Origin of the sequence: Pseudomonas sp. Irchel s3f7, assembly GCF_900187615.1 — a bacterium.
In the GTDB taxonomy this organism is placed as follows: domain Bacteria; phylum Pseudomonadota; class Gammaproteobacteria; order Pseudomonadales; family Pseudomonadaceae; genus Aquipseudomonas.
On the sequence record NZ_FYDO01000039.1, the window covers coordinates 44,602 to 54,268 of the forward strand.

9 protein-coding genes and 1 pseudogene are annotated in these 9,667 nt (G+C 63.0%); 2 read left to right on the forward strand and 8 right to left on the reverse strand.

All coding sequences use genetic code 11. The features are described 5' to 3' along the window. Positions 1 to 4: 4 nt before the first annotated feature. From CKW19_RS25925 to CKW19_RS25955, 7 genes are read right to left on the reverse strand one after another with little or no spacing between them, the layout of a single operon-like run. Positions 5 to 1,168 carry an acyl-CoA dehydrogenase family protein gene (locus CKW19_RS25925; RefSeq protein WP_060543480.1) on the reverse strand — a complete coding sequence of 388 codons (1,164 nt, stop codon included), beginning with the start codon at positions 1,166 to 1,168 and terminating at the stop codon, positions 5 to 7. Positions 1,169 to 1,177: 9 nt separating this feature from the next. Next, complete coding sequence (locus CKW19_RS25930) at positions 1,178 to 1,930, reverse strand: enoyl-CoA hydratase family protein (protein WP_095061056.1); 753 nt, start codon at positions 1,928 to 1,930, stop codon at positions 1,178 to 1,180. Beyond that, positions 1,927 to 3,039 carry a nitronate monooxygenase family protein gene (locus CKW19_RS25935; protein WP_095061058.1) on the reverse strand — a complete coding sequence of 371 codons (1,113 nt, stop codon included), beginning with the start codon at positions 3,037 to 3,039 and terminating at the stop codon, positions 1,927 to 1,929. The genes CKW19_RS25930 and CKW19_RS25935 overlap by 4 nt, the downstream gene beginning before the upstream one ends. Then, positions 3,036 to 3,944 (reverse strand): enoyl-CoA hydratase, encoded by a 909-nt coding sequence (locus CKW19_RS25940; RefSeq protein WP_095061060.1) that lies wholly within the window; start codon positions 3,942 to 3,944, stop codon positions 3,036 to 3,038. The genes CKW19_RS25935 and CKW19_RS25940 overlap by 4 nt, the downstream gene beginning before the upstream one ends. Before the next feature lie 15 nt (positions 3,945 to 3,959). Continuing rightward, a complete protein-coding gene (locus tag CKW19_RS25945) occupies positions 3,960 to 4,757 on the reverse strand; it encodes a CoA-transferase subunit beta (RefSeq protein ID WP_095061062.1) in 798 nt (265 codons plus the stop codon). A 12-nt stretch (positions 4,758 to 4,769) separates the two neighbouring features. After that, positions 4,770 to 5,645, reverse strand: a complete 876-nt coding sequence (locus tag CKW19_RS25950; RefSeq protein ID WP_095061064.1) for a CoA transferase subunit A — start codon at positions 5,643 to 5,645, stop codon at positions 4,770 to 4,772. A gap of 12 nt (positions 5,646 to 5,657) precedes the next feature. Next, the gene (locus CKW19_RS25955; protein WP_095061066.1) at positions 5,658 to 6,548 is read right to left on the reverse strand and encodes a VOC family protein; all 891 of its coding nucleotides are present in this window, start codon (positions 6,546 to 6,548) and stop codon (positions 5,658 to 5,660) included. A gap of 263 nt (positions 6,549 to 6,811) precedes the next feature. Between CKW19_RS25955 and CKW19_RS25960 the strand changes: the two genes are divergently transcribed. Further along, a complete protein-coding gene (locus CKW19_RS25960; protein WP_095061068.1) occupies positions 6,812 to 7,984 on the forward strand; it encodes an acyl-CoA dehydrogenase family protein in 1,173 nt (390 codons plus the stop codon). Further along, positions 7,981 to 9,174: an acyl-CoA dehydrogenase family protein gene (locus CKW19_RS25965; protein WP_095061070.1), complete on the forward strand. Its 1,194-nt coding sequence runs from the start codon at positions 7,981 to 7,983 to the stop codon at positions 9,172 to 9,174. The genes CKW19_RS25960 and CKW19_RS25965 overlap by 4 nt, the downstream gene beginning before the upstream one ends. A gap of 385 nt (positions 9,175 to 9,559) precedes the next feature. Here the strand turns inward: CKW19_RS25965 and CKW19_RS29270 are convergent. Next, positions 9,560 to 9,667, reverse strand: a pseudogene (locus tag CKW19_RS29270) (IS110 family transposase); the annotation flags it as partial.

The window sequence follows — 9,667 nt, forward strand, 5'->3', positions numbered from 1 at the left end:
CTCCTTATTTCGGCAAGCCGAGCATCCGCTCGGCAATGATGTTGCGCTGGATTTCGTTGGTGCCGGCGTAGATCGGGCCGGATTGGGCGAACAGGAAGCCCTCCAGCCAACCCGCCGCATCACCTGCCTGCGCGCCCTTGTCCAGCAATTCTCCACGCGTGCCGAGAATGCGCATGGCGGTCTCGTGCATCTTCAGGTCCAGCTCCGACCAGATGATTTTGTTGATGCTCGACTCGGCGCCGACCTGCTCGCCTCGGCTCAAACGCCCGACGGTGTAATAGGCCGACAGCGCGTAGGCCTCGGCGCCCATCCAGGTCTCCAACACCGCCTCGCGCAGACCCGGGTCGCGGTCGGCACTGGCGCGGTTCGCCTTATACAGTTCGACCAGCTTGCGGGCCGTGGCCTGGAAACGCGCCGGGGAACGCAACAGCAGCCCGCGCTCGAAACCGGCGGTGGCCATTGCCACGTGCCAGCCTTGTCCTTGGTCACCGATGCGGTTGGCCACCGGCACTCGCACATCGTCGAAAAACACTTCGGCAAAAGCATCTTTGCCATTGAGCGCCTTGATCGGGCGAATGCTCACCCCCGGCGTGTCCAGCGGCACCATGATGAACGACAGGCCGTGGTGACGAGCCGATCCTGGCTCGCTGCGGAACAGGCCGAACAGCCAGTCGGCGTAGATCGCCCGGGTCGACCAGGTTTTCTGCCCATTGATCACGTAATGATCGCCGTCGAGCAGCGCCTTGCTGGTGATCGCCGCCATGTCGGAACCGGCGTTGGGCTCCGACCAACCTTGCGCCCACATGTCCAGGCTGGCGGCCATGCGTGGCAGGAAACGCTTTTTCTGCTCCGGGGTGCCAAATTCCATCAGCGTTGGTCCCAGCAGCAACTGGCCGTTCTGGTTGACTCGCATCGGTGCGCCGGCACCGTAATACTCTTCCTCGAAGATCAGCCACTCGATCAAGTCGCTACCGCGACCGCCGAGTTCGGCCGGCCACATCACCATCGACCAGCGGCTCTCGAACAGCTTGGCCTCCCAGGCGCGGTGCTGTTCAAAGCCTTCGCGGGTGTCATAGCTCGCCAGGGGCTCGCGTGGCAGGTTGGCGGCCAGCCAGGCACGGACTTCGGCGCGGAAGGCGTTTTGCTTGGGGGTATAAGTCAGGTCCATGGCGTTATCTCAGAACTTGGCGTCGCGTTTTTCGACGAAGGCCCGGCGCGTTTCCGCGGAGTCCGGGCTGCTGTAGGCCTGCATGGTGAAGCCCTGTTCCCAGCGGTATTTATCTTCCAGATTGCCGTCTTCGATGCCGTTCAAGGCTTCCTTGGCGATGCGAATCATCCCCGGGCTTTTTTCGGCAATTTTTGCCGCGATGCCCAAGGCGGTTTCACGCAACTGGTCCTTGCTGACGATCCGTTCGATAAAGCCGTACTGAAGGGCTTCGGGTGCGCCGATGCTGTCGCCGGTAAAGAACAGGTAGCGAACTTTCTGCACCGGGAACAGACGTTGCAGATGTGCACCGCCCCCCATGGCCCCACGGTCGACTTCCGGCAAGGCGAAGGTCGCGCATTCAGAAGCGACAACGATGTCCGCCGCCCCGGTGATACCAATGCCGCCACCGAGGACAAAACCATGCACTGCGACAATCACCGGCACCGGGTTGCGGTGCACGGCCTTGAAGGTCGCGTAATTACCGGCATTGACCTCGACGATGCGCTCCGGGTACTTGTCCAGTTCCTTGATGTCGACACCCGCGCAAAATCCGCGGCCCTCGGCGCGGATAACGATCACCCGCACCTCGGGGTTGGCACCAAGGGTTTCGATCTGTTGCGCCAAGGCTTGCCACTCCTGGCTGTCCAGGGCGTTGACCGGTGGTTTGGCGATCACCAGCTCAGCGATCCCCTGATTGAGTTGCGTGGTAAATGCCGGGGTCATAGGGGTTCTCCAATGCTGGCAGGATGGTGAGAGGGGCGTGCCTGGCTACGTGCCAGGAGCGCATCCAGGCATTGCTGGGCCTCGCTGGCGATGCCTTCGATGACTTCACGACAACTGAGCAACTCGCCGATGGCGGCGGCAACCTGGCCACTGGGCAAGATGCCTTCGTCCGGTGCGCCATCGACCATCGAGCGCTGCAACAGCACCGGCTGGTTGGCGGCCATCACCACTTGCGACAACGCGGAAGGGTCTTCACGCAACGCGCGAACAAACACTGCGGCCATGTGTCCCAGGCTCATGCCAGTCTGCTGCTTCCACTGCCAGGCGCTGCCCAGAGCAATGCGCAGGCGACCGAAGGAACCCGCCTGTTCCAAGTGATTGATGAAGCGGTTTTCGATCATGCGGTGGCGCATGCCATCGACCGCCGTGGTCACGCGCACTTGCTGCGGATCGTTTACCTTCAGATAGTGTTCGAGCGTTGCGGCCGGGGTCGGCGATTCACGGGTCATGAGAAAACGCGTGCCCATGGCGATGCCTGCGCCGCCAGCAGCCAACACCGAGGCCAGGCCACGTCCGGTGGAAAACCCACCGGCCGCGATCACCGGCACCTTGACCGCCGCCAGTACCTGGGGCAGCAGGATCGAACTGGGTACGCCACCGGTGTGGCCACCGCCCTCACCGCCCTGAATGGTAATGAGATCGGCGCCCAGTTCCACCGCCTTCAGCGCATGCTTCAATGCACCAACAGTGGGAATGCACAACACCTTGGCTGCCTTGAAGCGCGCGATGGTCTGTTTGTCCGGGCCGCGTCCGTAACTCACGGCGCGCAAGCGGTACTTGATCGCCAGGTCGACGCACTGCGTGGCGTTGTCCTGGAACATATGGAAATTGAGTCCGAAGTTGCTGCCGCCAGTGGCGTCGATCACCTTGAGAATTTCGCCTTCCAGTTCATCCGCCGCGATGGTCGCCCCTGCCAGAAAACCAAAACCTCCCGCTTGGGTCGTGGCGATCACCAGATTGGCGTCGGCGACCCAGCCCATCGCGGTTTGCACAATCGGATAACGGCAACCGAGGGCCTCGGTCAGCGGCGTATCGAGCCAGCTGTTCATTGGCTTTTGTCCTCGTCCTGCTTGTTGGCCCGAGCCATGCCTTTGGCATCGAAACCGCCGAGTTTGTCACCGGACAACAGCTCGTTATGGGCATGGGCAAAGTGGTGCCAGGCGAACACGGCATCCATTGCCGTGCGCTTGCCTTGCAGGTCTTCAACGTGGTTGATCGCCTGCTTGGTCAGCGCCAGGCCCATGCGCGGCTGGCGGGCGATGCCGGCGGCCAGGGCATAGGTGGCCGACTCCAGTTCTTCACGTGACACCAGGCGGTTGACCATGCCCACTTGCCAGGCGCGGTTGGCGCTCATGCGGTCACCGGTGAAGAGAAATTCCTTGGCAATACGCGGGTTCATTTCGTAGGGATGGGCAAAGTACTCCACCCCCGGAATGCCCATGCGCACCACCGGATCCTGGAAGAACGCGTCGTCGCTGGCGACGATCAGATCGCAGACCCAGGCCAGCATCAGCCCACCCGCGATACACGCGCCATGGACCATCGCGATGGTCGGCTTGGGCAGTTCACGCCAGCGTCGGCACATGCCCAGGTACACCTCCTGCTCGCGGGCATACAGCTGCTCGCCACCAGGCTTGTTGGTGTGATCCCACCACAGGTGCGCGCGCTCAAACGGCTTGTCGATATCGCGCCCCGGAGTGCCTATATCGTGGCCCGCCGAGAAGTGCTTGCCGTTGCCCCGCAGGACGATGACCTTGACGCTGTCGTCGTTCACCGCCTGGCGAAAGCACGCATCCAGGGCGTAGGTCATCTGCGAGTTTTGCGCGTTGTTGAAGGTTGGCCGGTTCAGCGTCAGCGTGGCGATACCCTCGGCCACGCTGTACAGCACCGGGGTGTCCGTCTCGTAGATGGCTTTGTCCTCGCGGACGATAAATTCACTGTCGCTGCTGTGCATGCTCGCCTCCTTGTCTCAGGCCGTACGGATGCCGGGCGGGTTGCCCTTGATCGTGGTGGCGCGGTAATCGTGGGGGTCGAGGCGGCGGATCAGGGCCAACTGCTCAGGGGTGGGGTGCACGGTTTCGTGCAACTGCGCGGACTTGAGCAACGGGAAACCGGTGTTCTCCTGAACCTGCTCGAAACTCACGCCGGGGTGCAACGAACGCACCTGCACCGCACGCTCCGGGCCATTGAAATCCAGGACGCACAGATCGCTGACCACGCAATGGATGTCCATCAAGTCGCGGCGCGCACCTTCGGGCCAGCGCTCGGCCTTGAAGCCGACACCGGAGACCATGTCCACTTCGCCGCTGACAAACACCCGCGTGTTATGGCTGGGCACGAAGAACGAGTTGAGGTGGTTGATGCTGTTGCCGGGCAAGCCCCGCACACCCAGGATCGCGGTCTTGGGCTTTTGATAGTCGCCGACGCAGGACAGATTGGTCTGGCCCCAACGGTCGATCTGGGTCGGGCCGATCATCGCGTGACGGCGACCACCCCAGACGCATTCGAAGACCCGCTCGAACGACATGTACCCCGAGTAACGCGGCACATAGTCACCACGCGGGCCGAGCGGGATCGGTTCTTCGACCAGGAACGCCTCGCTGTCGGTCATCAGCAGTTCCGGGCTGTGGGTCAGCTTGGCCAGGCTAGCGCCCAGACGCGGGATCACGCCCAGGCCCGAGGCAATCACCTCGCCATTGCCACGCCAGGCCTCGGAGGCGGCGACGATCATCAGTTCAGCGAGGGTGAAATCACAGGTTGCAGACATAGTCGCTAATCCTCAGAACACGGGAAGGGGCAAGGCGCCCATGGAGTCGGCACCACCGTTCTGTGCCTGATAGGCCTGCTCGCCACCGGCGATGTAGGTCTGCACATAGTCCTGCCAGCCGTTGTCCGCCTGGCTGCTGGCGACATAGTTTTTCAGGTGTTTGAGGTCCCAGCCGTAGTCGGGGGCGCAGAGCGTCGGGTGCGCACCGAGGGGCGCATGCACCACGCCGGTCACCAAGTAACGCTCGAAGGTGTTGAAGCGGGCCTGATCGGCGCTCAGCTCCAGGCGTTCTTCCAGGCGTTCGCAGGAGACAAAGCATTGCTTGGCAGCGCGGGCGAACAGGTGGTCAAAATATGGGTCGGGACCGGTCACCAGGCAGTTGCCCAAGCGATCGGCGACGTTGGCATGCAAGAACGCCACGTCGAGGTTGAGTGCCGGCATGGCCAGCAGCACCTCGCCATCGGCATAAGGCGACTGGATGGTCTTGAGCTCCGGATTCAGGCGCGTCACATCGGTTGCCAGGCCACAACGGGTCGGCAGGAACGGCAAGCGCAGGCCGGCGGCGCGCAGGCCCCACTGGAACATGCCTTCGTCCAGCTCCATCAGCTCCAGCTCGCCGGCTTCGCGGGCCTTGCGGTAGTAGGGTTCCAGCGGAATGGCATCAAGGGTGGCGAAGCCGAACACCAGCTTCTTGACCTTGCCGGCAGCGCACAGCATGCCCACTTCGGGGCCACCGTAGGCGACCACGGTCAGGTCCTTGACCGGCGAACGCAGGATCTCGCGCACGATGGCCATCGGCTTGCGCCGCGGGCCCCAGCCGCCGAAACCGATGGTCATGCCATCGCGCAATTGAGCGACCGCATCGGCCGCTGTCAGTTGTTTGTTCATGTTGATCATTCCTTACTGTTGGCCGACCGAAAAGTCGTGCCCCCAAATGCTCACGCGAGTGAATTCGAATGCCGAATGCTCGGCCCAGTCGACCTGCAACCCACCAAACCCGTACTCCAGATCGAACCCGGACGGCGTCTTCATGTAGAAACTGGTCATGCGGTCGTTCAGGTGCTGGCCGAGGGTGGCCGAGAGGCTCACGTCGTGGGCATGCAGGCGGTCATGGGCACGGCCGACTTCGGTCATCGAATCGACCTCGACCATCACGTGCACGCAGCCAGACGGCACCGGGTACTCGGCCAGTGCCAAGCTGTGGTGACGGGCGTTCTGGCAATGCAGGAAGTGAATACGGATCGGCGGTGCCGACGGGCCAGGACGAAAGTTGAAAATGTCCGACAGCTCGAAACCGAGCACATCCTTGGCGAACGCCAGGGTGGCGTCGAAGTTCGGCGCCGGCAGCACCGTGTGGCCCAGGCCCATGTCGCCAGTGATGAAGCGCGGCACACCTTGGGGCGACACGAACGGCAGGCAATCGGAGCGATGGCCCCAGCTCAGTTCATGGCAGTTGCCGGAGGGGTCGGTGACTTTGACCAGCGCCTGTACACCGCGCTGATCGATCTCGGCGGCAGAGCCCGGCTGCCATTCGATGCAGGCCGCGCTCAGGTGCTCAAGTGCGGCCTGGAATGCCGGCTCATTGGCCAGCTCCCAACCGGAAGCCAGATAACGCGCCTCGCTGCCTTCGACGATCAGCATGCGAAACGGACGCTCGTCCATTTTCACGTACAAGCCACCGCCCGGCGCTGGCTGTACCTGCATGCCCAGCACGTCTTCGGCGTAACGCTGCCAATGGCTGAGGTTTTCGATCTGCGAGACGAAATAGCTCAAACCGCGAATGTCGATCATGCCTGGGTCCTCGTTGGCTGAATGGCTTACGTGGCTGGCATTGTGCGAAGCGCCGCCTTGCACTTCATCGTCCGTTGAGACTAAGCATCTGTGGGAGAGCGGCTTACCGGCGAAGGCGATTTCACGGACGCCTTCGCCGGCAAGCCGGGCTCCTACAGGGCGAAGCACGATGACGCAGTGTCCCTAGTCCGTTTTAGTGATTCGAACACCGCTCCCACCCGCTCAGACTTTGCGCATCCATCCGCCTTGCAGAGACCGCCCCCATGGAGTTCGCTTTTACCGAAGAGCACCTGATGATTCGCGACAGCGCCGAGCGTTTTCTCGCCCAGGCCAGCGACTCGCATGCCGTGCGTGCCGCGATGAACCGCCCGGATGCGCATGATCCCGAGGTCTGGCGGCGGATTGGTCAGGAGCTTTACTGGCCAGCGTTGATGGTGCCCGAGCGCTTTGGCGGCATGGGCCTGGGTTTTGTCGAACTCGCGATCCTGCTGGAACAAAGCGGTCGCTATCTGCTCGGCTCACCGCTATTCGCGACGGCATGCCTGGCCACCCCCGCCCTGTTGCTGGGGCACAATGAAGCCCTTCAGGAGTACTGGCTGGGGGCGATTGCCGCCGGCGAAACCCGCGCCACCCTGGCCTTCGCCAGTGTTCCGGGGCTGGAGGCTCGCAGCGTGCAAGTCGTGGCCGCACCGCGCCTCGGCGGCTGGACCCTTGACGGCCAGTACGCACAAGTTATCGATGGCGCCTCGGCCGACCTGCTGATTGTCGCCGCTCGTGCCCCCGACACTCAGGGCGAACAGGGCATTAGCCTGTTTGTCTTGCCGGGCGATACGCCGGGCGTGGTCCGCACTCCCCTGGCCACTCTGGACCAGACCCGCCGCCTGGCATGCATTGAATTGCATCAGGTGAAGGTCAGCGAGGCGCAGCTACTTTGCGGCCCCGAACAAGGCTGGACAGTGCTGCGCGACACCTTGTTGATCGCCGCCATCGGGCTTGCCGCCGAGCAGACCGGCGGTGCGCAACAGGCCCTGGACCTGACCCTGGCGTACATCGCCGAACGCCAGCAATTCAAACGCACCATTGCCAGTTTCCAGGCAATCAAGCACCGCTGCGCCGACATGATGCTGCAAGTCGAATGCGCCCGGTCGGCGGCCTATTACGCTGCCTGCGTGGCCCAGGAACGCCTGGACCCGAAAGGCGATGCCACTGTGGCCAAAGAGCTTGAGCAAGCCGCCGCCACTGCGAAAATCCACGCCAGCGAGGCGTTTTTCCATTGCGCTGCCGAGTCGATCCAACTGCATGGCGGCGTCGGTTTTACCTGGGAATACGATCCGCACCTGTACTTCAAACGTGCCCGCGCCGGCGAACACCTATTGGGCAGTCCGGCGTTGCACCGCGAGCGCCTGGCGGCTCATCTCTTGGGAGAACAAGCATGAAAATCGGTTTCAGTCGTGCAGACGAAGTGTTCCGCGAAGAAGTCGCCCAGTGGCTGGCCGAACACCTGAGCGGCGAGTTTTCGCCCTTGCGCTTTCGCGGTGGACCGGGGGATGAGCACAGCTTTCCCGAAGAACGCAAAGCCTGGGAACGCGAACTGGCTGCCGGTGGCTGGATCGGCGTGGGCTGGTCGAAAGATCACGGCGGACGCGGACTGAGCATCAGCCAGCAGGTGATCTTCCATGAGGAGTACGCCCGTGCCGGTGGCCCCGGGCGCATGGGTCATATCGGCGAAGGCCTGGTCGGCCCGACACTCGCCGCCTTCGGTACCCCGGCCCAGCAGCAGCGCCTGTTGCCCGGCATCCTCGACGGCAGCCAGTTCTGGTGCCAGGGCTATTCGGAACCGGGTGCCGGCTCGGACCTGGCCAACGTGCAGACCCGGGCGAAACTCGATGCCACGGGCGAGCACTGGCTGATCAGTGGGCAGAAGGTCTGGACCTCCCTGGCGCACGAGGCCGACTGGTGTTTCGTGCTGGCGCGCACCGAGCCTGGTAGCCAGGGGCATCACGGTTTGTCGTTCCTGCTGGTGCCGATGGCCCAGGACAGCATCCGCGTGCAACCGATCCAGCAACTGACCGGCACCAGTGAGTTCAATGAAGTATTTTTCGACCACACCGCCACCAGTGCCGACAACCTGATCGGCCAACCGGGCGATGGCTGGAAGATCGCCATGGCATTGCTGGGCTTCGAGCGTGGCGTATCGACGCTGGGCCAGCAGATGCAGTTCCACAACGAACTCGACGAGATCATCCGCATCGCCCGCGCCAACGGTGCCGCCCGCGACCCGCTGCTACGCCAGCGCATCGCCCAGGCCTGGGCCGGTCTCAAGGTGCTGCGCTACAACTCACTGCGTATGCTTTCAGGTGCGCAAGACGGCAACCTCGGACGCGAATCGATGATCTACAAACTGGCCTGGTCCACCTGGCACAGCGATCTGGGCAAACTTGCCATGGACGTGCTGGGCGACGCCGGGGAAATCCTCGACGCCGCGCCCTACCAGCTCAGCCGCTTGCAGTCGCTGTTCCTGTTCACCCGCTCCGACACCATTTACGGTGGCAGTAACGAGATTCAGCGCAATGTGATTGCCGAGCGGGCCCTGGGCATGCCGCGCGAACCGCGGGTGAACGCATGACCTGAACACCATCAAAAACCTGCTCGCGATGGCATTGTGTCTTTTATGGTGTACATATCCATTGCTGCGGTAACGACCACCTATGGTTCCGCTCTTACAGCGGGTCACTTGGAAGAGCCCCAAGTAACCAAGGGCTCTTGCCCCTTTCGTTCGGTGCCTCGCTAATGCTCGGCATGCCCTCGCTCCGGTCCTGCTCCGTGGGCCGCCGCCATCGGCCATCCATGGCCGGGGGCGGCTAACCCGGCATCCATGCCGGGTTGCCCACTGCGCAGAACCTCCACTCAGCCTCTCGAGGGGGCAAAAGAATCAAAAGCACTCGAGGCGGCCGACCGGCCGGCCTGGTCGGCAGCTCGTGCACATTTCCCTGTAGATACCGTCTTGCTTCTCATCGAGCAAGCGCAAGTTTCGGGTCAAAGGGTTGGCCCGACTTGAGCACTCCGTAAACGAAATGCAGCAGTTTGCGCATCGCCGCACAGATGATCTGCTTGGGGGC